Annotated in this window: 20 protein-coding genes; 6 read left to right on the forward strand and 14 right to left on the reverse strand. The window is 65.6% G+C overall.

All coding sequences use genetic code 11. From position 1 onward, the window contains the following. Position 1: 1 nt before the first annotated feature. The 6 genes from SH602x_RS03445 to SH602x_RS03470 all read right to left on the reverse strand — a co-directional run bounded on the left by SH602x_RS03445 (position 2) and on the right by SH602x_RS03470 (position 9,057). Positions 2–322: a hypothetical protein gene (locus SH602x_RS03445; RefSeq protein ID WP_479469862.1), complete on the reverse strand. Its 321-nt coding sequence runs from the start codon at positions 320–322 to the stop codon at positions 2–4. Between the two features lie 55 nt (positions 323–377). Beyond that, positions 378–1,637 carry a quinol:cytochrome C oxidoreductase gene (locus tag SH602x_RS03450; protein ID WP_479475478.1) on the reverse strand — a complete coding sequence of 420 codons (1,260 nt, stop codon included), beginning with the start codon at positions 1,635–1,637 and terminating at the stop codon, positions 378–380. A gap of 59 nt (positions 1,638–1,696) precedes the next feature. Next, entirely contained in the window at positions 1,697–3,346 is a 1,650-nt protein-coding gene (locus SH602x_RS03455; protein ID WP_479475479.1) for a quinol:electron acceptor oxidoreductase subunit ActD, read from the reverse strand. A gap of 63 nt (positions 3,347–3,409) precedes the next feature. Further along, on the reverse strand, positions 3,410–4,894 hold the full coding sequence (gene nrfD, locus SH602x_RS03460) for an NrfD/PsrC family molybdoenzyme membrane anchor subunit (RefSeq protein WP_479475480.1): 1,485 nt from the start codon (positions 4,892–4,894) through the stop codon (positions 3,410–3,412). Between the two features lie 67 nt (positions 4,895–4,961). Then, entirely contained in the window at positions 4,962–8,261 is a 3,300-nt protein-coding gene (locus SH602x_RS03465; protein WP_479475481.1) for a TAT-variant-translocated molybdopterin oxidoreductase, read from the reverse strand. A gap of 88 nt (positions 8,262–8,349) precedes the next feature. Continuing rightward, on the reverse strand, positions 8,350–9,057 hold the full coding sequence (locus SH602x_RS03470; RefSeq protein WP_479475482.1) for a cytochrome c3 family protein: 708 nt from the start codon (positions 9,055–9,057) through the stop codon (positions 8,350–8,352). Positions 9,058–9,661: 604 nt separating this feature from the next. On the opposite strand from SH602x_RS03470, the gene SH602x_RS03475 reads away from it, so the two are divergent. Continuing rightward, complete coding sequence (locus tag SH602x_RS03475; protein WP_479475483.1) at positions 9,662–10,234, forward strand: hypothetical protein; 573 nt, start codon at positions 9,662–9,664, stop codon at positions 10,232–10,234. Here SH602x_RS03475 and SH602x_RS03480 read toward each other — a convergent pair. Together SH602x_RS03480 and SH602x_RS03485 are read right to left on the reverse strand one after the other, a co-directional pair. Further along, positions 10,195–10,650 carry a hypothetical protein gene (locus tag SH602x_RS03480; protein WP_479475484.1) on the reverse strand — a complete coding sequence of 152 codons (456 nt, stop codon included), beginning with the start codon at positions 10,648–10,650 and terminating at the stop codon, positions 10,195–10,197. The genes SH602x_RS03475 and SH602x_RS03480 overlap by 40 nt on opposite strands. A gap of 130 nt (positions 10,651–10,780) precedes the next feature. Beyond that, the gene (locus SH602x_RS03485) at positions 10,781–11,188 is read right to left on the reverse strand and encodes a hypothetical protein (protein ID WP_479475485.1); all 408 of its coding nucleotides are present in this window, start codon (positions 11,186–11,188) and stop codon (positions 10,781–10,783) included. A gap of 387 nt (positions 11,189–11,575) precedes the next feature. Between SH602x_RS03485 and SH602x_RS03490 the strand changes: the two genes are divergently transcribed. The 5 genes from SH602x_RS03490 to SH602x_RS03510 all read left to right on the forward strand — a co-directional run bounded on the left by SH602x_RS03490 (position 11,576) and on the right by SH602x_RS03510 (position 17,674). Then, positions 11,576–12,379: an ABC transporter ATP-binding protein gene (locus SH602x_RS03490; protein WP_479475486.1), complete on the forward strand. Its 804-nt coding sequence runs from the start codon at positions 11,576–11,578 to the stop codon at positions 12,377–12,379. Then, positions 12,376–14,748 carry an ABC transporter permease subunit/CPBP intramembrane protease gene (locus SH602x_RS03495; protein ID WP_479475487.1) on the forward strand — a complete coding sequence of 791 codons (2,373 nt, stop codon included), beginning with the start codon at positions 12,376–12,378 and terminating at the stop codon, positions 14,746–14,748. The genes SH602x_RS03490 and SH602x_RS03495 overlap by 4 nt, the downstream gene beginning before the upstream one ends. Before the next feature lie 18 nt (positions 14,749–14,766). Beyond that, a complete protein-coding gene (locus SH602x_RS03500) occupies positions 14,767–16,053 on the forward strand; it encodes an amidohydrolase family protein (RefSeq protein ID WP_479475488.1) in 1,287 nt (428 codons plus the stop codon). Then, positions 16,050–16,550 (forward strand): TrmH family RNA methyltransferase, encoded by a 501-nt coding sequence (locus tag SH602x_RS03505; protein WP_479475489.1) that lies wholly within the window; start codon positions 16,050–16,052, stop codon positions 16,548–16,550. The genes SH602x_RS03500 and SH602x_RS03505 overlap by 4 nt, the downstream gene beginning before the upstream one ends. Positions 16,551–16,750: 200 nt before the next feature. Further along, complete coding sequence (locus tag SH602x_RS03510) at positions 16,751–17,674, forward strand: hypothetical protein (protein WP_479475490.1); 924 nt, start codon at positions 16,751–16,753, stop codon at positions 17,672–17,674. Positions 17,675–17,763: 89 nt separating this feature from the next. Here SH602x_RS03510 and SH602x_RS03515 read toward each other — a convergent pair whose 3' ends face one another. From SH602x_RS03515 to SH602x_RS03540, 6 genes are all read right to left on the reverse strand, one after another. Further along, complete coding sequence (locus tag SH602x_RS03515) at positions 17,764–19,146, reverse strand: hypothetical protein (protein ID WP_479475491.1); 1,383 nt, start codon at positions 19,144–19,146, stop codon at positions 17,764–17,766. Beyond that, positions 19,143–20,312, reverse strand: coding sequence for a lactonase family protein (locus SH602x_RS03520; protein ID WP_479475492.1), 1,170 nt, complete (start codon positions 20,310–20,312; stop codon positions 19,143–19,145). The genes SH602x_RS03515 and SH602x_RS03520 overlap by 4 nt, the downstream gene beginning before the upstream one ends. A gap of 120 nt (positions 20,313–20,432) precedes the next feature. After that, the gene (locus tag SH602x_RS03525) at positions 20,433–20,645 is read right to left on the reverse strand and encodes a type II toxin-antitoxin system HicA family toxin (RefSeq protein ID WP_479475493.1); all 213 of its coding nucleotides are present in this window, start codon (positions 20,643–20,645) and stop codon (positions 20,433–20,435) included. Continuing rightward, positions 20,642–20,887 carry a type II toxin-antitoxin system HicB family antitoxin gene (locus SH602x_RS03530; RefSeq protein WP_479475494.1) on the reverse strand — a complete coding sequence of 82 codons (246 nt, stop codon included), beginning with the start codon at positions 20,885–20,887 and terminating at the stop codon, positions 20,642–20,644. The genes SH602x_RS03525 and SH602x_RS03530 overlap by 4 nt, the downstream gene beginning before the upstream one ends. Positions 20,888–20,937: 50 nt before the next feature. Next, positions 20,938–21,324, reverse strand: coding sequence for a group I truncated hemoglobin (locus SH602x_RS03535; protein WP_479475495.1), 387 nt, complete (start codon positions 21,322–21,324; stop codon positions 20,938–20,940). Positions 21,325–21,364: 40 nt separating this feature from the next. Then, the gene (locus SH602x_RS03540; RefSeq protein WP_479475496.1) at positions 21,365–24,100 is read right to left on the reverse strand and encodes an efflux RND transporter permease subunit; all 2,736 of its coding nucleotides are present in this window, start codon (positions 24,098–24,100) and stop codon (positions 21,365–21,367) included. Positions 24,101–24,249: the final 149 nt, after the last annotated feature.

Raw genomic sequence — 24,249 nt, forward strand, 5'->3', positions numbered from 1 at the left:
GTCAGCGCTCGAGCGGTCGTTCGTATTGTCGCACGACGCTCTGCATCGCGTCGGAAATCGGCACCTGGTAGCGGTTCTTCGCGGCGTCGACGATCGCGTAGCGGGTCAGCGCCTCTTCCTGACTCTGAAGTCGCTCAGCGCTCTCCGTCTGAGCGACCGCGTCGGTCTTCGCCCGCATGTCGAAGGACCTATAGAGATTGTAGACCCCGAGGCACGCGAACAACGTGGCGACGGTGATCGCCGAGCCGACGACGCCGACCGTGACGAGCGTCGGAACGTCGACGTCGTCGTACCAGGGCGTTTCGGCGGCAGAGTGGCTCATCGGAAGTCTCCCGAAACCAGGCGCATCGCAGGCGCCCGGCGGAATGGTTCAGGTCTTAGAGGTTCTTGAACGCGAGCGCTTCGTGGAGACGCGGATCTTTCAGCGGCGCCAGAGGATAGCGTCCCATCATCAGGAACAGGAACCCGCTCAGGTAGGCGACCGCCGCCAGCAGCAGCGCGAAATCCATCACGCCGGGGTACGGCGCGTCGGGCCGGAACTGCGGCGCGATCATCCAGTACAGGTCGATCCAGTGCATGAGCAGCATGAAAACCGCCCAGACGGTCATGTAGGCGGCGTTTCGTCGCAGCGATCGTCGGAGGAGCAAAGGCAGCGGCAATAACAGGTGTCCGATCAGCAGGATGAACGACATCGTGATCCAGCCGTCGTTCTCCTGCCGGAAGCGATACCAGAAGGTCTCTTCCGGGATGTTGGCGTACCAGATCAGCATGTACTGGCTGAATCCGATGTAGCCCCAGAAGACGATGAAGCCGAACAGCAGCTTCGAAAGATCGTGCGTGTGCTCCACGTTCACGATTCCCCGCAGCTTTCCGAACTGGTGCAACAGCGAGACCATCAGGATCAGCGCCGCAAGCGACGACACCATCGTCCCGGCGAACAGATAGACGCCCCACATCGTGCTGAACCAGATCGGCGCCAGCGTCATGATCCAGTCGACGGCGGCGAACGTCAGCGTGAGCCCGAACAGGAACATCGCCGGCGCGGCGAGCGACTGCAGGTGGTAAGTGATGGCGAAGTCGCCCGTTTCGTCCTGCTTCAGCGACTGGCCCACGAACCGCCAGGCGAGGAAGACCCAGATCGCGATGTAGACGACCGCGCGAAGCAGGAAGAACGCGACGTTCAGGTAGGGTTCTTTCCAGGTCAGCAGCGGATCGTGCGCGACCAGTTCGGGATCGGTCCACGGATAAAGCGTGCCGTCCTGCATCAGGACCACGATCGCGATCGGGATGAACAGCAGCGATGTGGGAATCAGCGAGGCGGCGAGAAACTCCGCGGTCCGCCGCACCGTGGCCGACCATCCGGCCCGCGTCAGGTGCTGCACCATCGTGAAGAACAGCCCGCCCAGGCCGAGCGTGAGCAGGAACCAGAAGTTGATCAGGTACGACGCCATGAAATCGGAGAGCGTCGTCCTCGGGAAGCGACCCTCGCCGAGGTCGATCGCCTCGCCTCCGCTGAACGAGAGCGCCGCGCCGATCAGCACGATCAACGCCGCCAGACCGATGCCGCCGAAGGCGATCGCCGGTTGCGACGCGAGCTGCGTACGCTCGTCGAGAGGCAGGTACGTCGATTTGACCATGGTTCGTTCAGAAAACTCTGGATTCGTGCTGTTTCGGCGTCGCGTCGCGGAGCGGATCGTTACGGCGTCTCTTCGACTGCGGGAGCGGCTGCTTCGGTCGATGCGGCTTCGCCTTCGGCAGGAGCGGCGTCCGCCGCCGGGGTCTCATTTTCTTCGAGCGCCGCGTCTTCCGGCGCGGCCGCGTCCGCCGGCGACGCTTCGCCAGAGGGAGCGGCTTCGGTCGGAGGCGTCGCCTCGGCGGGGGCCGTCGCTTCTTCAGGAGTCGCTTCGCCGCTCGGAGCAGGAGTCGCGCCTGCCGAAGCCGCCGAACCGTCCGTCGCCGGGGTCGAAGCCGCAGCGGGGGCCAGTTCCTTGAGGTCGCCGCGAAGGTTTTCGGGAACGTCGTCGAGCGACGCGGTTCGCGACTTCTGCAGGGCTCGCACGTAGAGCACGATCGCCCAGCGATCACGCGGCGTGATCTGGTCCGCGTACGCCGGCATCTTCCGGACGCCGTTCGTGATCGTGTTGAAGATCTGCCCGACCGGCTGCTTGATCACTTCGTCCGTATGGAGCGACGTCGGCGGCACCCAGGTCGCCTGCTGCAGCTCGATGGCGCGCTGCGCGACCAGACCGTTGCCGTCGCCGCCCAGCCCGTGACAGACGCCGCAGTAGATGTTGTAGCGCGCCCGGCCCCGGGCCATCAGACGCTCGTCGATGACGAGTTCCGACGGGAAGTCCGCGATCCAGGGGAGCTCCGGTTCGGCTGCATCCGGCGTCGCGGGCGCTGCGCCATCGCCGTTGGGGGCGGCTTCATCGGGAGCGGCGCCTTCTTCGGCCGGCTGGAGCAGCAGCGAGATCATCGTGTCGTCGACGCGGGCGGGATCCAGTCCGCGCTCGTAGTCGAACGCGCTGACGTTCTCGGACCACTCGACCGTCCCGGCGACCTGCGGTCGCATCGACCGGGCGTCGGCGAAGAACACGCTCGTCTGCTGCGCCTTGTACTTCGGCTGGTTGTCCATGTCGAAGATGACGTGGAGCCGTGGCTGCTCGCTGGTGACGCCGCGCATGCCCCAGACGAAGAAAGGCGGGATCGCGAGAAGCGACGCCACGCAGATCAGGAGCAGCTTGAGGTTCCGGGGAATCCCCGCGTTATGGACCGGCGCGTAGAGAGGTTCGATCTCCGTCGCGCCCCAGTTCCGCAGGCGATTCTCCATCTCTCCGGCAGGAGCGCTTTCGGAAACCGTCGCCGGAATGAATAGCACGAACTTGTCGTTCGTCACCCGGTCGAAGATCGCCGTCTGCATCAGCGGCTGGTAGAGCCGGGGGAGACGGTTGAGCGCGAGCATCGACAGGAACGCCGTGAAGGCGCTGAAAAGCACCGTCACTTCGAACGTGACCGGGATGTTCGCCGGAATGCTGAACAAGGGCTTCCCGGAGATGATCCAGGGATAGTCGATGCCGTTGGCCCAGAGCTGGAACAGCAGAATGCTGACGCCGCCCGTCACGCCCATGACGAACACGAGCCAGGGGAGACGCGTCGGGCGAATGCCGAGGGCGTCGTCCAGCCCGTGGACCGGGAAGGGAACGTGCGCGTCGAGGTGCGTTCTCCCCGCCGCGCGTGCCGCCTCCGCGCCGTGAACGAGCGCATCCGGGCCGGCGAATGCGGCCAGGTAGCCGCGGAACGCGACTTCGTCTCGATCCGGCTCGACCGCCGGGGGGTGATGGGCCATGAAAGGGAAGCTCCGAAACAGTCGTTATCCGGGAACTGACTCAGCGACGCGTCGGCGTTCGGATCAGTGGTGGTCGGGGTGTTCGGGATGGGAGCGGAAGTCGCCGGGCCGCGATTCGGGCTCGTCGTGATGACCGTGCCCCGCCAAGGCGTGATCGAGATGCCGCTGGTGTTCCATCGTCATCTTGATTTCGGCGATCGCGACCACGGGGAGGAACCGCAGGAACAGCAGGAACAGCGTCATGAACAGCCCGAAGCTGCCGATGAGCATCCCGACGTCGACCCAGGTGGGCGAGAAGTAACCCCACGACGACGGGAGGAAGTCGCGGCTGAGCGAGGTGATCGTGATGACGAAGCGCTCGAACCACATGCCGATGTTCACGAAGATCGTGATCACGAACATGACCGGGATATTGGTGCGGATCCACTTGAACCAGAAGAGCTGCGGCGAAATCACGTTGCAACTGACCATGGTCCAGTACGCCCACCAGTAGGGCCCGAACGCCCGGTTCATGAAAGCGAACGATTCGTAGGAGTTCGCCGAGTACCAGGCGATGAAGAACTCCATCGCGTAGGCGTACCCGACCATCGAGCCCGTCGCCAGGATGACCTTGTTCATGTTCTCCAGGTGACGCATCGTGATCAGATGCTTCAGCCCGTAGATCTCACGCGCGGGGATCGCGAGGGTCATCACCATCGCGAAGCCGCTGAAGATGGCGCCCGCGACGAAGTAGGGCGGGAAGATCGTCGTGTGCCAGCCCGGAAGCTGCGAAACGGCGAAGTCGAACGACACGATCGTATGGACCGAGAGCACCAGCGGCGCGGCGAGCGCGGCGAGGATCGTGTAGGTCTTCTCGTAGCGGACCCAGTGCCGCATCGAACCGTTCCAGCCCAGCGACAGGGCGCCGTAAAAGACCCGGCGCCAGGTCGACTTCGCCCGGTCGCGCAGCGTCGCCAGGTCGGGGATCATCCCCATGTACCAGAAGACGAGCGATACGGATCCGTACGTGCTGACCGCGAAGACGTCCCACAACAGCGGGCTGCGGAACTGGGGCCACATCGCCAGGTGTTCGGACGGAAGCGGCGCGAGCCAGTAGACGAGCCAGACGCGACCGACGTGGATGCCGGGGAACGTTCCGGCGCAGACGACCGCGAAGATCGTCATCGCTTCGGCGAAGCGATTGATGCTCGTCCGCCAGTACTGGCGGAACAGGAACAGGATCGCGCTGATGAGGGTTCCGGCGTGGCCGATACCGACCCAGAACACGAAGTTGACGATCGGCCAACCCCAGTAGACCGGGTTGTTGTTGCCCCAGACGCCGGTGCCGGTGAGGAACAGGTGCCCGATCAACGCCCCGAACATCGTCGCCAGCGACGCCGAGAACAGGAAGATCAGGATCCAAAACACGTTCGTCTTGGGCAGCTCGACCTCGGCGATCCGGCAGACGTCGTCGGTCACGCTCGCGAAGGTGGGATTCCCTTCGACGAGCGGCCGCCGCGTGCGCGGGTCGACCATATCGTCGGCGATTCTTAGATCGGCAGTGGCCATGGCGGGTCGGCTGATGCAGTCGGGTCAGGCAGTCTCGCGGATTCGACGTCTCGGACTCTGACGCAGGTCAGACCTTCGTGCGGTTCTCGAATTCGTGCAGCGCCGGGTGCGGATTGGTGATCTGCGCCAGGTAGCGGTTGCGCGGCTTGATGTTCAGTTCTTCGAGCAGGGCGTAGGCCCTCGGCGAACGATGCAACTGTGCCGCGCGGCTCTCTTCGCGATTCAGGTCGCCGAAGACGATCGCCTGCGTCGGACAGGCCTGCTGGCAGGCCGTCTGGATCTCGTTGGCGCCGAGCGGACGACGTTCCGTCTTCGCCTCGATCTTCGCGTTCTGGATTCGCTGCACGCAGAAGGTGCACTTCTCCATCACGCCGCGAGTGCGGACGGTCACTTCCGGGTTGAGCACCAGGTTCGTCAGATCGCCGTCGTCCTGGTTCAGCCGCGGATTCCCGCGATACCAGAGGTAGTTGAACCGGCGGACCTTGTACGGACAGTTGTTGCCGCAGTACCGCGTCCCGATGCAGCGGTTGTAGACCATGTCGTTCAGGCCTTCCGTGCTGTGCACGGTGGCCGCGACCGGGCAGACCGATTCGCACGGGGCGTTCTCGCACTGCTGGCACAGCATGGGCTGATGCAGCGCGGCGGGGTTCTCTTCGGTTCCGGCGAAGTACCGGTCGACGCGGAGCCAGTGCATCTCGCGGTTGCGAGCGACCATCTCTTTGCCGACGATCGGGACGTTGTTCTCCGCCTGGCAGGCGACCGCACACGAATTGCAGCCCGTGCAGCGGTTCAGGTCGATCGCCATGCCCCAGGCCTGGCCCTCGTAGGACCATTCGGTCCAGAGGCTCACCAGCGGGGGATGATGCCCTTCCTGCGGCGGGAACTGACGGTGGTGACCCGTTCCATGTTCGTCGGCGTGGCCGTGTTCGCCGTCATGAGCGTGATCGTCGCCGTGCGGATCGCGTTTCGCTTCTGCCACGACCGACGCGGGCGCAGCGACTGCGGGCGAAGTTTCGTCGATCGGGGCGGTATCGGAATCGCCCCCCTTCGCTTCTTCTGCGCCGTGCGAATGACCGTCGTCGTGGCCCTCGTCCAAGAACTTGACGTATTCCTCGAACGTCCCTTCGCGAACCAGCTTCGGAGCGCGCCGCTTGATCTCGTCCATCCCGAACTGGTCGATCGCGTTGTGATCCTGCGTCGTCGCGATCTTATACGGCGTGCCCGTGCCAGCGACCTTGACGTCGGCGGCGATCCACCACGTGTCGCTGCGACGGACCGGGGCCACGTTCGTGCCGACCGGTTCGATCCCTTCGGAGACGAGTCCGCCGATCTTGCCGGCGGCAGCGCGGCCGTAGCCGAGAGCGATCGCCAGCGAGCCGTTCGCCTGACCCGGCTGAATGAAGACCGGCGCGGCGATTTCCGACCCGGCGACGCTGATGCGAGCGAGTTCGCCCTGCTTCAGCCTCAGCGCGTTGGCCGTTTCGCGATTGACGTACAGGACGTTGTCCCATGTCACCTTGCCGACCGGATCGGGGAACTCTTGCAGCCAGCCGTTATTGGCGAAGCGACCGTCGTAGAGCTTCCGGCAGGGGAAGAACGTCAGTTCGATCGATTCGTTGATCCGCTTCGAGTCCTCTTCCCACAGCGTCGGATCGAGCGTTCCCGTCAGCTCCGCCTCTCCAGAAACGGCGACCGCGGCCGCGTCGCCAGCCGATTCGGCCGCGAAGCCCTTCTTCACGATCTCCCGCCAGGCGACTTCTCCGCCCAGTCCGAGCGTGCCGCGAGCCGTTTCGCGAACGAGCGCCTGCCCGTCGAGGTCCTGGCCGAGAGCCTCCGCTGCGAAGCCGATCGCCGACCACCCGAAGTGGAGCGGAGCGATCATCGGCTGCGAGATCGACCAGACGCCGTAAGACGAAACGACGTCGCCCCAGGTCTCGAACGCATGAAGCTGCGGCAGGTGCAGGTCGGAGGCGAGCGACGTTTCGTCGACCCACATGCCGATCCGGACGACGTTGCCGGCCTTCTGCATGGCCGCCGCGAAGTCGACGTCGGACGGAGCGTCGAACGCCGGATTCCCGCCGATGACGACGAGATTGTCGACCGTGCCGCCGTTGAGCCGATCGGCCAGCGTCGCGAGCGCCTCGATGCAGACGGGTCGCGGATTCGGCGCCGGGCGATACTCGAGCGTGGCGCCGGTCGCGCCGATCAGGTCGTTTAGGCGTGCGGCGAGGGCGTGAACCTCGGGCGGCTGATTCTGCCCGACGAGCACGACCGCCTGGCCCTGCGACGCGGCGAGATCCTCGGCGACCGCGGCGAGGAAGACCGGAGCGCGATCGGAGCCGGACTCTGCGGCCTGCTTGGCATGGTTCGCGGCGCCCTGGCCCTTCAGACGCTGGACTTCGCCGTAGAGCTGGCCCAGGAAGCTGCCGATGAGCGACGACCGGATCGCGAGGCGATGGTCGGCCTTCATGCCCGTCATCGAGAACTGGCTCTCGACGCAGTACAGGCGGTTCATCTGTCGTTCGTCAGGATTACGACCTTCGATGAAGTCGTGCTGATGACGAACGGTGGCGCCGTCGTAGCTGGCGATGAAGTCGTGATCCAGGGTCAGGATCACCTTCGCCTGGTTGAGCAGCGGGCGAGCGACGACGTCCGACCCGAAGACTTCGCGCAGGCCGACGCGCTCGTTGTCGTCGGTGACGGGCGAGTACTGCACCCATTCCACGCCCGAACCGGCAAGCTGACCCATGAGGCGGGCCATCGTGGGGGACGACGTCGCCTCGGTCAGCACGACGGTCGATCCGCCTTCCCCGCCGCGGATCGCCGCGAAGAACGCACGAGCGCGGCGGCGGGTTTCTTCCTCGTCCAGTTCTTCCGAGCGACCTTCGAGGATTTCGTATCCGGTTCGTGAACGATCCGGATCGTACAGCTCGAGCGTCGCGGCCTGGGAGTAAAGATCGGTCGCGCCGAACGACTCCGGATGGTCCGGATTCCCTTCGGGCTTGACCGGGCGTCCGTCGAAGCAGGTGACCAGCAGCGGCCGCGCGGCGCCGGCGTACTCGATCGTCGTCGCGAAGCGCTGCGGCTTGCCGGGGATGCGGTTCTGCGGACGCTGCGCGAAGGGAGCGATGATCTCCTTCTCGTACCGGCAGCCGACGGCGCCGGCGAGCGTCAGCGACGCGCCCATCAACTGGAGCCAGCGACGGCGCGAGAAGTTGTCCGGAAACTGATCGCCCGAGACGGGAAATTCCCGGCGCAGATAGTCCTCGAACTCAGGCTTGCCCTCGAGTTCGGAGAGGCTCCGCCAGTACTTGCGTCCGGTGGACGGGCTACCGGCTGAAAGGGCGTCGGCGTTAGCGGGATTCATGGGCGATACGCGGAAACCTACGGGGCGCCTCGGCAAGACTCGGTCTTCAGGCTCTGGATTCGCGAACGATCGACGAAAGGTCGAGCGATCAGCGATGGCAAGTCGAGCAGGACGTATCCGGCGCGAGCTTCAGTTCTTCTCGGATCTGGGCTCCGACCTCGGCCGCCGTCATGCCTTCGAATTCGGGATCTTCGTCGGGAGTCCAGTCGAGCTGGGTCACCTTGTCGACGGGACGCAGATGCGGATCAGGGTTGCGGTGGCAGTTCAGGCACCACTTCATCGACAGCGGTTCGACCTGTTCGACCTGCGCCATCCGGTCGACGCGACCGTGGCAGGAAACGCAGCTCACGCCGGCGGTGACGTGGGCCGAGTGATTGAAGTAGACGAAGTCGGGCAGGTTGTGGACCTTGATCCAGGGGATCGACTGGCCCGTCTCGAGCGATTCGCGAACCAGCTCCAGCTTCGGGCTGTCGGTCAGCACCGCCGCCTTCGCGACGAGGCCCTGTTCGTCCTTGCCCGAGTGGCAGTTGCCGCACGTCGCCGTGGGGGGAACGGCCGCGTGGCCGGCCTTTTCCACGGTGTTGTGGCAGTACCGGCAATCCATCTTCAGCTTGCCGGCGTGGATCTCGTGGCTGAACGGGACCGGTTGCCGCGGCGAATAGCCGACGTTGATCAACTGGGGGTCGATCGCGAACCACGTCACCGCTCCGGCGTAAGCGCCGAAGCCGAGGATTCCGATGAGCAGGACGACCACGAAGCGGTTCGTCCAGCGCGGAAAGAAGAAGGGTCTCGTCATTCTCCGAAGACCTGTCTCGTCTGTCGGGCGGCCGACGCGAACTAGTCCTGTCCGCCGCGGAAGGCGCCGCTCGCTTCCGGTCAGGCGTCGGGGACCTGAACGAAACGAACGCTCCGCGAACGAACCTTACGCGAACCTACGGCTGCGACCTGCCGATGCATCCTCGTGCCGGGACACCCCGGGGTAGAGGCATCCTGATGCCGAAGCCGTAGGGTTGCCGCTGCCGGGCGAAAAGAGCACCCGGGGCAGCGGCGACCGATCTGCGGTATCTTCGTGCGTCGACCGAACTTCCGTCCAGCCGGCCTCACGCGGCAACTCGTCGCACCGATAACTTCCCCGTCAGCCGCCTTGTCTGCAAGCTAGGGGAGCGACCCGACGAGCGGAATATTTTCGTTCGACCGCCGGACACGTCGGCGACGCGACGATCGCGACGGCGGTTACTCGAAAAAGGACGACCGTCGCCCGCTCCGACAGGCCGGCAGTTCAGACGAACGGCTCGTGCGGCAAAGCGTCGCACCTTGATCTGAACGCTCTCAGGGCGGACGCTTGAACGTACACGGCTCGCCTCGCGAGCCGATCGACCACGCCGTATCGACTGTCGCCGATGACCGCTATTGATGCTTCCCAGAGCCCTGACGACGACGAACGTCCGCCGGGCATCGAGCTTTCCCGGACGGCGTTCACGATCACGCTGCTGCTGGTCGCGTCGCTGCCGATCGTGATCGTGGGCATTCTCTGGTTCGCGTTGCCGGTGAATCCCTATCCGCCGGTCGAAGTCACCCTGGAATTGGCGGCGCCGGCCGGCGCGACCGACGCCGAGACGGGTCGACCCGCGGCGTTTCCGCTTTATCGCATCACGAACGTCGGCCGCCGGGACCTCGCTCGCGTCGCCGTGTATGCCCGGGACGTCTTCGGCAACCGGTTCGAGTTCAACTTCGAGGAGCCTCTGCCCGCGGGCGAAGAACTGACGTTCCACTCGGGCGATCTGGCGATGCGGACGGCGCATACCCTTAGAGAAGGGGCCCAGCTCGAATCGATCGAGATCTCCGCCCGTCTCCCCAGCGGCGCCCGGGCGCTCTCCAAATGGATGATGGAGGGAGACAATCCGCGTCTGGTCGAGGACAAGACGGTCCGGACCTACGTGCAGGACGAGCCGGAGGCAGCGGCCGCGCAGTAGTCGCTTACGTTTCCTTCTCGCTCGAACCCAGCGATCAGACGCGCCCTGATCGCGTCGATCTCGACCCTGACGTCAAAGCTTTCTCGCTGTCCGATGCAATTCACCGCCTGGTAAAGGCGATCGAGCGCGCGCGTCAGCAGCCGCAGATCCTCTGGCCGTGCGGCGATCTGCCCGCGGCGCCGTGCGTTCAACAGCGCCGCCAAGGCGCACGAGAGCCGGCTGACGTCATCGAATCCCAGAAAGCTGGCGGTCTGCTCGACGGCAACGGTCGCGCGGAGCGCCTGTTCTTCCAGTTCGGGTTCCAACTCCGCTTCCTCGCGCAGCCGCGAGTGAGGCGCCGTTGCGATCGGAGCGAGCGTGAGCTGCGCCTCGGCCACGAACGCCGCGACGATTTCCGGATCGAACGGCTGAGACATCCGGCGGAGCTCCTGCCAGGACGGCGCGTCGACGCCAAGTCGAAACAAAATCGACGACCGGAGCGTTTCTGATCCGGTCGTCGATGGGTGGGTGTCGTGCGAGCTTCGTCGTAGCTCGTGCGAAGTCGCGTTAGACCGCGGCGGTGCGCGGCCCTTCGCTGCGAATCATCGTGTGCGACGATTCCTCGACCGTGAGAAGGCGGAACAGTCGCCGCTCGCGTTCCAGTTCCTCGGCGTCGAGCGCGCCGGCCTGCACCAGGCACTCCGACAGCGTCAGCGTCCGCTCGCTCTGCAGGAGGAGCATCTCCGCGAGATCTTCCCGCGTCAGAAAGCCGAGCTGGATCGCGATCTCGCCGAACGGGAGCTTCTGTCCCGTTCCTTCGGCGAGCACCAGGAAGAGCTGATTCATCGTCAGGCGCTTCTGCTCCAGGCAGATGCGTCCGATCGGCTGGCGCTGCTCGATCTGCATCTCCAGCGCACGCACGAAATCATCCGCCGTGACGATTCCTTTCCTGACCAAGCTGATTTCGAACAACATCGACCTGCCTCTGCCCCGTGAGCGGTTCCGTTGAGCTGCCGAGGATCTAAAGCGACGGCCGGCAGCGAGCCTGCGAAACCCTAAGACGCAGGAAGCGCCCCACCTCCGCTCGCCGGAAGAGGCCACCCAAAAAGATGGGCCGGTTAGGCGGAAAGCGCCGATGACGCTGAACACGACGGGCAAAGGCATCGGCGCCGGTCGATGCGGCTGCGGATTGGGTCGCGGTCCGTCGAAACCTTCGGAAGCGACGCCCTTCGAAGCGCCGCACGCGGCGATCCGTGAGATAGGCTTTCCCGACGCGTTTCATCGCTCGCGTTTCCGTTCGTTTCGCGATAACTCGACGCCGGCGCCTCCGCATGCGGGGCGAAGGGCGACAGGAGGATGAGGATGATCGAGGTTCGCGATCTGACGAAGGAATACGCCGACCTGAAACGGGGGACGTTCCGCGCCCTCCGCGGCATCTCGTTCGACGCCCGCGAAGGAGAAGTCTTCGCGCTGCTCGGCCCGAACGGCGCCGGCAAGACGACCGCCCTGCGAATCCTCAGCACGATCCTCTCCCCTACCTCGGGTACGGTCCGCATCAACGGCCTCGACGTCGTCGCGTCGCCGGCGGAAGTCCGTCGGCAGATCGGCTTCGTCTCGGTCAACACCGCCGTCTACGACCGGATGACCGCCTGGGAAATGGTGGAGTTCTTCGGGCGCCTGCATGACCTCGCCGCGGAGACGCTCCGCGAGCGGATGGAGTCGCTCTTCGGCAGCCTGCAGATGAACGATTTCCGCGACGTGCTGGGCGCGAAGCTTTCGACCGGCATGAAACAGAAGGTCTCGATCGCGAGAGCGCTGGTGCATGACCCGCCCGCGCTGATCTTCGACGAAGCGACGTCGGGCCTGGACGTCCTGGCCGCGCGTTCGCTGATCGACATCATCCGGGGGATCGGCGCCTCGGGGAAATGCGTCGTTTTCTCCAGCCACGTCATGCGCGAGGTCGAACGCGTGAGCGATCGCGTCGCGATCATGCACAAGGGCGCCATCCTGGCCGAGGGAACGACCCGCGAACTGATCGATCGCTACGGCCAGCCCGACCTGGAAGAGCTCTTCTTCGACTTGATCAGCCGGCAGGACCGCGGCCCCGAGCACGATCGCGGCGCCGGCGAAGCCGGTAATGAACACGCTCCTCAGGAGGTCGCATGATCCGTCTCGGAGCCGTTCGGCTGATTTACGTCCGGGAGCTTCGCGATCAACTTCGCGACCGCAGGACGCTGTTCACGCTCGTCGCGCTACCGCTGGCGCTCTATCCGCTGCTCGGCTTCGGCCTGCTGCAGATGACGCAGTTCCTGCGCGAGCGTCCGACGAAGATCCTCCTCGCCGGCGTGGAACAGTTCGAAGGCGATCCGGCGTCGCCGCTGGAATTGCTCGACGAACAGGGCCGGTTGCGACCGGAGTTCGCCTCCGAACGCGAATCGGGACTGCTGGAGATCCATTCCGATGCCCGCGCTGACGCATCCGACGCTTCGGCGCCCGCTGCTGAATCGCTCGATCCTGAATCACCCGTTGAGGAGGAGATCGATCCCGAGCTGCGGGACGAGCTGGCGCGACGCTGGATCGCGGAGGGACAATTCGACGCGGTCGTCTGGTTCCCGCCCGGCTTTTCGGAGCGACTGACGGAGTATCGCCGGCGACTCATCGAACGGGCCGATCTGCCCCGCGGCACGCAGGAGCCTGAGGCTTCCGTCGAAGCAGATGCAGAACTGGCGCCTCCGGAGCCCCAGCTCTATGTCGACACGGCCAGCGATCGTTCGCGGATCGCGTGGAGTCGTATCGAACTGGTCCTGTCGCGCTGGCGCGAAGCGTGGGTTCAACGCAGTTTCGAGGAGGTGAACCTTCCTTCCGACGTCGCGCGACCGTTCGAACTGAAGACGACCGACGTCGCTCCCGAACAAACGAAGAAGGCCCATCTCTGGGCGAAGATCCTGCCGTTCGTCGCGCTGATCTGGGCGCTGACCGGCGCCTTTTACCCTGCCATCGACCTGTGCGCGGGCGAGAAAGAACGGGGGACGCTGGAAACCCTGCTCTCCTCGCCTGCCGAGCGCAGCGAAATCGTCGGCGGCAAGCTGCTCGCGATCGCGACCTTCAGCATGGCGACCGCGATCCTGAACCTCGCCAGCATGGGCATCACCGGCGCCGTGGCGATGCGGCAGATGGCAGGTCTGGCCGCGCAGGCGGGCGCGAGCGTGCCGTTAGGCCCGCCTCCGCTGCTGACCGTGCTCTGGCTGATCGTCGGCCTGCTTCCGATCTCGCTGTTGTTCAGCGCGCTGTCGCTGGCGATCGCCTCGTTCGCCCGCAGCAGTAAGGAGGGCCAGTATTACCTGATGCCCCTGCTGCTGGTCGCGCTTCCCCTGATCCTGGTGCCGATGCTTCCCTCCGCGGAGCTCGACCTGGGAACGAGTCTGATTCCGATCGCGGGCATGATGCTCTGGATGAAGGCCCTGATGGAGGGGGACTGGTACGACGCTCTGCGGTTCGCAGTGCCAGTGTTCGGCATCACCGCCATCGGCGTTCTGTTCGCCGCGCAATGGGCCGTGCGCCAGTTCTCCGACGAGAGCGTCCTGTTCCGCGAGAGCGAACGGTTCAGCCTGCGGTTGTGGGTGGCCCACCTGATGCGCGACCGCGGCGAACTGCCGACCTTCAGTCAGGCCATGCTGTGCGGCATCCTGATCCTGGTCGTGCGGTTCTTCGCGACCTTCGCGGCGACGATGCCGACCTCCTTCGGCGAATTCGCGATCGTCCAGACCGTCTCGCTGATCGCCTTCTTCGCCGCGCCCGCGGCGCTGATGGCGGTGATGCTCACGCGGAAGCCGCTCGCGGCGCTGAAGCTCAACGTACCGCACTGGGCGACGATTCCGCTGGCCGTGCTGCTGGCGATGTTCGTTCATCCGGCGGGGCTGCTGGTCGCGAACTTCATTCGCCAGCTCTATCCGCTCAGCCCCGACATGCTCGCGAGTCTGCAGCAGATCGACGCCGCGATCACGGGCGCGCCCAATTTCTTCCTGCTGCTCCTCGTCTTCGCCGCCCTGCCGGCGATCTGCGAGGAGGTCGCCTTCCGCGGCTTCATCCTGACCGGGCTCGAAAGTTCGGGCAGGAAGTGGCTGGCGATTCTCGCCTCCGCGGTCTTCTTCGGCGCCGCTCACGGCATCCTGCAGCAGTCGCTCTCCGCCTGCGTGCTCGGCGTGGTGATCGGCTACGTCGCCTACCAGACGAAGTCGCTCTTCCCCGCGATCGCCTTCCACCTCACGTACAATTCGATGACGATGATCGTCGGCGTGCAGGGCGCCTGGCTGCTCGATCGCATCCCGGCGCTGCGGTTCGTGCTCAAGCCGGTGGTCGTCGACGGCGGAACGTCGTTCGAGTACGAAGCGATCTACACGCTCGCCGCGACGTTGATCGGCATCGGCATCCTGTACTGCTTCCGGCAGTACACCCGCCAAGAGTCGCTGCTGGCCGAAGTTCGGCAGCGGTACGTTCCCAAGGCCCTGCTTCCTGCCGTCGACGGTTCCGAGTAACGATTCACCGCTGCGATCATGGATGACGATAACGAATCGCCCGACCCCGATCGGCTCTGGACCGTCCGGGCTGCCTGGGTCTTTCCCGTCGCGGGCCCGCCGCTGAAGAACGGCGCGGTGACGATGCGCGGCGGAGAGATCGTCGCGGTCGAAGCCGTTCCGTCCCGGGCCGTCGACGAAGAGCGTCGAAAATCGGCGCTCCTTCCCGGGCTGGTCAACGCCCACACGCATCTCGAGTTCAGCGATCTGGCCGAACCGCTGGGCGAGCCGGGCGGACGCTTCGCCGACTGGATCGGGAAAGTGGTCGCCTATCGAGCAAGCCGCCTCGATGAAGCCATTACCCACCAGGCCATCATCGAAGGAATGGAAGAATCCGCCGCGGAGGGCGTAGCTCTCGCGGGAGAAATCGCGACGAACGATTGGGCCTCGTCTTTAGGCGGCGCCGCGTGGTCTTCCGCAGGGGACATCAGCCCCATCTTCTTCGCCTTCCGCGAAGTCCTCGGCCTCGCGGCGGAACGCAGCGAGGAACTACTCGCGACGGCGGAGCGATTCCTTGAATCGAGCCGGTCGCGGCTCGACCGACGCTTCGCCGGGCTCAGTCCGCACGCTCCCTACACCGTTCGCTTCGATCTGTTCGAGCGCCTTGTCGGACTGTGCTCTCAGTACGAACGGCCCGTCGCGATGCACCTCGCGGAATCGGGCGAAGAACTCGAACTGCTCCGCTCGCACAGCGGGCGCTTGGTCGAGTTCCTTAGTTCGCGCGGCTTCTGGCGACCCGACGCGATGCCGCGCGGCGCCCGGATCCTCGACTACCTGGAGGTTCTGCAGCGCGCGCCGAGCGCGCTAATCGTGCATGGGACGTTTCTCGACGACGAGGAGATCGCTTTCCTGGCTGAGCGTCGCGATCGGATGACCGTCGTCTACTGCCCTCGCACGCACGCGCGGCTGATCGGTGGAAAGTATCCGCTGGGAGACTTTCTGGCCGCGGGCGTTCGCGTCGCGCTCGGCACAGACTCCCGCGCGTCGAATCCGGACCTGTCGGTCTGGAACGAGGTCCGCTTCGTCCGTGAGCGCTTTCCTTCGATCGAGCCCGAACGCCTGCTGGAGATGGCGACGAAGCACGGGGCCGAAGCGCTGCTGCTCGCCGATCGTTTCGGAACGATCGAGCCGGGACGTTCGTCTCGGCTGGCGACGATCGGCCTCGACGCCGCGGCACGATCGGCAGGCGTCGACGATCCTCCGTGGGACGCGCTCTTTGCGGAGGCGAGCCAGCCGCGGCCGTTCGTTCCGGGAGGTCGTTCATGAGCGGCTTCGTCCATCTGCGGCATAAGGAGCCGCTCGAACTGGCGCGGCCGCGGGAACTGGCGGTCGCCGTGCCCCAACTCCAGAGCAAGGTCAACCTGTCGCGCATCGTTCGCGCGGCAGGCTGCTGCGGCGTGCCGTGGATTCTGGCCGAGGGGAACGGCAAGCTCGACCCGAAGATCGCTCGCGACGGCGCCGATGAGGTGCGGATCGATACCTGCCGGACGCTCGGCCCCGCGTTGAAAAAGTTACGCGCCGAGGGGTACGTTCTTGTAGGTCTGGAGCAGACCACCGGATCGGTCTGGATCCACGAATACGCTTTTCCCCGGAAGACGCTGCTGGTTCTCGGCAACGAGCGGGCAGGCATTCCGCCGGAGACGCTGGAACTGCTCGACGCCACGGTCGAGATTCCCGTCTACGGCCTGCCGTACAGTCATAACGTCGCCACCGCGGCGGCGCTCGGCATGTACGAATACTGCCGGCAGTACCCCAAGGGTTGAGTCGCGCTTCGACTGGTGAAAGGTAGGGTTACGGCCTCGTTGGGCTCGGCTCGTCGTGTTTCGGCACGCTTTTCGCGAGAGTACCCCCTCCGGTGCGAAGGGAGTGCGATCGCCCGGTCCATCCGACGCCGCTTGCAGGTCGCCGCCGTCCGAAACGGGGAGCGACCTGGCGACGAGTCCCCTGCTCGGGATCTCCGCTCATGTCTGCGCTCTCTTCGCACTCTGACTGCGACTTTCGCTTCGCTCCCGCTGTTTATTCGGCCTGCTTCGCCGCAGCAGTCGTTCTGAGCCCCGGCCTTGGCGCCGCAGACGAACCCTCCCAGGCCGCTCCGTCGGGCGAAGGCTGGACCGACGCACAGGTCGCCGAGCACGCTTCGCAGCTCGCCGGTCCGAAAACGATCGCCGTTCTCCATTTTCAGACGGCCCCCTGCGAGAGCGCCGACTACGCGGCCTCGTGGTTCGATCGGTTCGAGAAGCGACTCGCGGGCGAGGCCCTGCAGGAACTGGGCGTGGAAGAAGCCGTCGCCGTGGTCGACCTGGGATCGTTCGGTCAGACGTCGACCCGCACCGTCGTCCGGATGCAGGAGGGCTATCGCGAATCGCCGACGTGCGAGGAAGACCTGAAGGCCCTCTTCGCTCCGCTCGGCGAGCATGTCACCTTCCACGAACGGACGCTGCATATCGCGCCGCACGAACGAAACGTCTCGGCGGGAACGGATGCGGCGCTCGACGTCCCGTGCATCGCGAAGCGCCTGGCCGCGGTCGGTCCGGCGCCGCTTCGCGTCGTGACCGTCGAACCGCGGAAGAACGACGACGCGACGTTCGTCTCGCTCCCTGAAACGGCGGCTGCGACCTCGACCGCCGGCACGTGCCTAGCTCTCGGATTCGACTATCGCTCGTCGACCGGCACGCTGCGGATCGTCAGCGACGGACCGGACGTCGAGCTGCTTATCGACGAGGAAAGCGGTCGTGCCCCGACGCTGCGAGCCTTCGCCCGCATGGCTCGGGCGCTGAGCGACCGATTCCTCGCGACGAGCGTCGTCATCGCGCCGTCAGAAGCGCCGGAAGCTGAAGCGCTGGCCGAGATCGCACTGCCGCCGTTCGGCCTGCCGATCGCTCAGTGACCGCGCGTCGAGTCGATGCTGGATCTACGAACGCTGGGGCGTGGGTGTTTCGACCCCGCCCTTTTTTCGTTGTCGCAAAGACGCGGACGCTACTCGCCCAGCAGCGTCACGCTCTTCAGATGAAACCGCCGGCAGCCGGCCGGCGGATCGATGCGAAGCGACCGCATCCCGCTGGCGTACCCGTCGATCGCTTCGATCGGAATCTCATAGCTCTGCGTCGCCGCTCCCGCCGTCAGTCCGACGGTCGTCATTCGCGGCGAAGAGCGACCGAAGGGTTGAAGGAAGATCTGTGCTTCGCCGCCCCCTTCGCACGCGGCCTCGAGTCGCAGCCGCTTGGCGCGTTCGGCTCGCCAGAAGGTCGGCGGACTGAGGAGTTGCGGATCGTCCCCCTGCAGCACGACGGACCAGACGCCGTCGAGCGGGTAGCCGCCGTCGGTCGCCTGCCGCAAATTCCAGCCGTCGCGACCCGGTCCGAAGGTCCAGGCGGGTAACGGCGCCGCGGCGAATTCTCGCTTCGCCGCTTCGCGAATCTGCTCGACCGATCCGACGACGAGGGCGTAGCGGTATTCATGCTCGATCTTCGCGTCGAGCGTTTCCTGGCGGATCGGCGCGACGTAGCCGCAGGGCGCGTCGCGTTCGCCTCCGCTGCCTGGCTTGCCGCTGAACCCGCCGAGGAAGGAAGTCGTTTCAGGCGAAAGGATGCCCAGGCCGAACCCGGCTTCATCGACGAGCGCGGCCCAGCGCTCGGTCGCATCGAACCTTCCCCACCCTTCCGCCGGGCTCCGCTTCGGAACCTCGGTCAGTTTATCGCCCGCGAACGGCCGTTCGCCCGAGTAGGTCAGCAGGCGATGGAACCGCCCGTTGGCGTAGACCGCGGGCAATTCCTGGTCGCGCGGAATCGGCGTCGCTTCGTCGGTGCGATCGCATCGCAACCGGCAGTTCGCCCGGACGATCGGCCCGTCTAGCGACAGTCGCGATTCGAAGACGCACTCCGCCGGTTCGTTCTCCAGCGGCCAGTGCATGGGCTGGGCGGCGACGAACAGCGAGTTCCGCTCGCGGCGGAAATCGAGAACCTCGCTCGGATAGCCGAAGGCGTCGCCCGACTGCACCGGGTTCCAGCCGAGCTGCGCCCAATGAGGCGCCGGTCGCTTGCCCCGCGGCTCGAAAGGGATCGGCGCCGCGTAGTACGACATCTGAACCTGCCGGCCCCAGTCGTGGCTATTGACCAGGTTCTCGCCGGTCGCGACGCTCGCCAGGAAGGTGATCGACCCGCCCAGGGAGAGATCGATCCCGACCCGGACGAGATCGTTCTCCAGATACTCCCGGCGCGGTTCGACGACGGGCGGCTCCGCACGAAGATTGCGGAGGCCCAGCGCGCCGCCTGCGAACAGGGCGGCGCCCGTCGCCAGCGCGGCCCTGCGGGAGGGAAGCGCCGGCGTCGAACGAACGCGGGAGCGACGCGACTGGCTCACTTGGCGACTGCGAAGCGGACGCAGACCGGCGTCGGGATCTCGATCTTCGCGTCGGTCGGCGTGAGCACGCCCGATTCCTGATCGATCGCGAAGACGACGATCGAGTCGGAGTTCTGGTTGCCGACGAGCAGGAACTTGCCCGACGGATCGATGCGGAAGTTTCGCGGTTCGTCGATCGATTCGCGGGCGAATCCCAGCGGCGCGAGCTCGCCCGTCGCCGGATCGAGACCGAACATGGCGATGCTGTCGTGACCGCGGTTCGACCCGTAGACGAACTTGCCGTTCGGATGGACGACGACCTCGGCGGTCGTGTTCTTGCCGTCGAAACCCTTCGGGAGCGTCGGCACGCTGGAAGCGATCTTCAACGCGCCCGACTCGCCGTCGACGGTCAGCGTCGTCAGGGTGTTCGACAGTTCGTTGATCACGAACGCCAGCTTGCCGCTGGGATGGAACGACAGGTGCCGCGGACCCGAACCGGGCGGCAGCGCGACCTCCTGCTGCGGAGTCAGCTTGCCCGTCTCGGCGTCGACGCTGTAGATCAGAACCTGATCGGTCCCGAGGTCGCAGGCGTAGGCGAAGCGCCCGTCGGAGGAGAGGTTGATCGAGTGGGCATGCGGCGCGTCCTGACGACCCCTGTCAGGACCCGAGCCCTCGTGCTGGATCCGCGAGGTCGCGGGGCCGAGCGTTCCGTCGGCCTTGATCGGGAAGCCGGCGACGGTGCCCGCGCTGTAGTTGGCGACGTAGAGCGAGTCGCCGGTCGGATGGACGGCGACGTAGCAGGGCGCGGTTCCTTCCGACGGCTGATGATTCAGCTTCGTCAGCTTTCCGGTCGCGGAATCGATCGAGTAGGCGATGACGCCCCCCTGCTTCATCCCTTCCATGTCGTCGACTTCGCTGACGGCATAGAGGTACTTGCCGTTCGGGTGGAGCGCCAGGAACGAAGGCTTGACCGCTTCGCCCGCATGCTCGACGTCGAACAGCCGGCCCGTCGCGGGGTCGAACTGGGCCATGAAAATGCCCTGCCCCGGCCCGCCCGAGTAGGTGCCGAAGTAGACGCGGAGGGCGGTGGACGCAGACTTCACTTCTTCTCCCTTGGTAGACAGAACGGACATCGCGATCGGCGCGACGCACGCCAGCAGCAAAAGCGATCGGAGCAGGACGGACATCGCGAGAGAATCTTTATAGAGGAGAGGAAGGAATGTTGAAGTCGAACATGGCGACGAACGGAGTCTGCGCACAGCTACGTCGCCGCCGTTCGAGTAGAGACGGTCGTTTCGCGGGAGGAGCTACGCTCGTTCGAATGCCGGCCACTCGATGCCCAGTTGGCGGACAGCGCTGCGCACGGTGCCGGTCTTCAGGTCGCGACCGCTCCAGTCAGGCAACACCGTCGAACGATTGGTCGCAGGATTGTGCCACTTGCGATGCGAGCCGCCGCCTTTCCGCGGTAGCTCCATGCATCCGAGCGCCTGAAGTTTTCGGGCCGCCTCGCGGTAGTTCATGGACGACTTACCAACGCTTCCGTCCAAAGCACTTCGCTCTGCGCCGGAAGCGAAATGGCTGCCGGGAGGGTACGGCCCAGTTCCGCGTACAACTCGACCACAGTTTCGAAGGCGTCGCGAACGTTGGCCTGAGCTTCTTCGAGACTGTCCCCTTCGGTCAGCAGTTCGGGAAGCGCCGGCGAAGTGACGGTGTAACCTCCCTCCGGCTGCGGAGTGAACACCAACGGAAGTCGGTACATCATGCGAAGCGGTCTCCGCGGCGGAACGTTCTGACTATCGAGAATAGCATGACTCACCCGTCCACGTTCGACTGACCGACGATCGGGTCCTTGTACATCGACAGGCGGGCCATCGCGGCGTTGACGTCGTTAGGGCCGATGCCCCGCGATTCCATCGCATCGGCGAAGTGGCCGCAGAACTTCGCGAAGGCCTGGTTCGTCACGCTGACCTTCGCGTGCGCCATGCGCAGTTCCTGACCCTCGTAGACCATGGGGCCGCCGAGCGCCGCGGAGGTGAACTGAAACTGCATCCGGCGCAGGCGTTCGAGATCGGCGTTCGCGAAAAAGGGAGCCAGCTCCGGATCCTGCAGAATCCGGTCGTACATGGCGCGGACGATCTGTTCGACCCCCTCGACGCCGCCGAGTTGCTCGAACAGCCGATCTTCTTCGTTCTCGGTCAAGTTGCGGTTCTCCTGGCCCAGATAAAGGCGACGCCCACGCTCATTCTTTCGATCCGGTATCCTCCCGAATCTCTTCATTGGATTCTATCCGGACAGCGGCTGAAGAACTGTCTGCGACGCCGGCGCCTTCCGCGAACCCGGGCACGCGTTCCGGCATGACCATGCGGATCAGACCGGGTAACAGAAACAGGTTGCCGACGAGTCCCCCCAGCATGGCCAGGCAGACGAGCCCGCCGAAATAGACCGTCGGCATGAACGAACTGCCGCAGAGCGATCCGAAACCGAGCACCAGCGCGATCGTCGAGTAGGTCGCGGCGCTGCCGACGCTCTGCTGCGCCGCGTCGAGACCGAGCGACGTGCTGCCCGTCGCGTTGCGCGCTCGCAGAAACGAATAGACGTAGTGCAGCGAGCTGTCGACGGTCAGCCCGATCGAGACCGCCGCGATCATCGCCGCGCCCATGTTCACTTTGCCTCCCAGCGTTCCCATCATCGCCAGCACGAACATCACCGGCAGGACGTTCGGCAGGATGCAGACGAGCGCCAGTCGCAGGCTCCGAAACGCGATCACCAGCATGATCGCGATCGCCGCGTTCGCGACGCCGAAGGTCAGCCACTGGTCCGCGATCAGGCTCTCGATCAGGTAGGCCAGCAGGACGTACACGCCGGTGACCGCCGGCGCCTGGGGATTCTCCGCTTCGGGGAACTCTTCGAGCGTGATCGCTCGCGTCCGCTCGATGATCGCCTGCTTGACCGCGCTGGGCTGGCGCTCGCGAGAGCGGAGCATGATGCGGTAGTACCGCTGCTCGGGGTCGCTGGCCGGATCGACGGCGAAAAGCTGATCGCCCAGGCCCGGCAGGCTCGCCTGCAACTGCGTCAGCAGGATCCGCAGCGGCACGATGCGAAACAGGATCGGATTCGCCGCGCGGAAGGCATCGACCGCATCGACCAGCGACAGCACCTTCGTCAACCCCGGCTCGCCGGGAGGCGAATCATCCGCCGCTTCGTTCTCCGAGGCTTCGTCCGCTGCTGCGATCGGTTCGACCGTCAGCAGCGATTCGTCGGGTCCGATCCGCACTTCGCGCCGGAGGCGATCCTGCAGCGTGCGAACGCGGCCGAGATACTGGGCGTCCAGTTCTTCCGGAGCGGGCAGATGAATCTCCCACACGCCGGCGCCGCCCAGGTTCGACTCCACGAATTCGTACGACTTCACGAGTTGCGAATCGCTGCGGAAATTGCGGGTGAAGTCGGACTCGATCTCCATCCGGAGCGAGCCCCATACGGAAAAAATCAGCACCGCCGCGGTCGCGACGAGCATCGCCGCGCGATATCGCGTCACCGCGAGCGCTCCCCGCAGGATCTTCGACAGGAGCCCGTCCTCTCGTTCCCTGCCCGGGTCGGCGCTGAACCAGCGCCAGGCCCAGGCGGCGACGACCCAGGCGCCGGCGCCGATCCATTGCACGGTCCAGAAACCGTCGTTGGTCGCGAAGTATCCGAACCGCGAATCGAGCGACGACTCGCTCTCGTCGAGGCCCGCGATGAAGCCGAAGGTCTGAAGCGCTCCCCAGAGCAGGCATGCCAGACCGATCAGCGTCGCGATCCATGCCAGACCGATTCGCAGCGCCCTGCCCCATGACTCGCCGCGAGGGGGCGAGATGCGTTCTTCCCAGGCCGGCAGCAGCGCGATCGCCGGGGCGAGGAACATGGCGCCGGGCAACACCATCGCGGCTCCGACCGCCATCATCAGGCCGAAGTCCCGCACCGGTCCGACCTCCGCCAGCATGAGCGAAGTGAACCCCGCCACGTCCGTCAGGATGGCCCATGCCACCGGCGCGGCCAGGACGCTCCACGCGCCGATGTACGAGCCCTCTCGCGTCTGACCTTCCGCACGCCTGCCGGAGAACCTCACGAGAACATGCACCATCGTCGCCACTCCGACGACGGTGATGATCGCCGTGAGCATCGAACTGACCATGCTCAATTGCACGCCCGAAAGCGCGAGCGCCGCACGCGTCAGGATCGTCGCGCTGAACACGATCGCCAGCGGCAGCACGGCCCAGCGGACGCTGCGAAACAGGACGAGCAGCGCCAGCATCAGGAGCAGGCCCGAGAACCACGCCAGCCGGAAGCCGTCCTGCTCGACCAGGCGGAATCCCTCGATCACCATCACCGGCTCGCCAGCGATTTCGACCTGATCGTAGCCCTCCGCTTCGAGCTGTTTGGCGACGTCGCGCAGTTCCAGCAGCGTCTCCCGCCGCGAATTCAGCCGCGACTCCGGCGCCGGCAACAGGGCTCCCTCTTTCCGCGGCGGTTCCCGATCGAGCGTGATCGCGATCGCCACGACGGTCCGGTCGGCGTCGTGCGTGAACCCTTCCAGCAGCTTGAGCAGTTCCCGCGACTGCGTCGAATCGCTGGCGAGCGACATGCCGAACTTCTCGTTCAGCGATGCGTCGATCGTCGCCAGGCTGACGATGCTCTGCACGCCCTGCACTTCGAGCAGTCGCTCGCCCGCGACGCCGAGCCGATCGAGCGCCTCGCGCGGACGCTCCTGGAATTCAGGGCTCGCGTACGCGAAGAGGAGCAGGTCGGACCCGCCGAACGTGCGCTTCAGCCGCTGGTAGGCGTTCATCAAAGGACGCCCGGGCGGGAACATGGTCTCCATCGTGCGGGAGAACTTCAGTTCCCGCGAGGGAAGCCACGCCGCGGCCGTCAGCGCCAGAAACAGGACCGCATAGATCCAGCGCCAGCGAACCAGGCGATCAGCGGAAAAGGGATTCATGAGCGCCGGCGCTTCCTGGTCCTGATGCATGCCGCGAGCGGTCTCGCGAAACTCGCCCGTCCGAAGTCGGAAGGCGTCCGCTACGATGGTCGACTCTCGGCTGGATCGCTCGAAGCTGCGTTCGAGCGGCCAGCGTCATTGTCACGCAT

The organism is Lignipirellula cremea, from assembly GCF_056501455.1.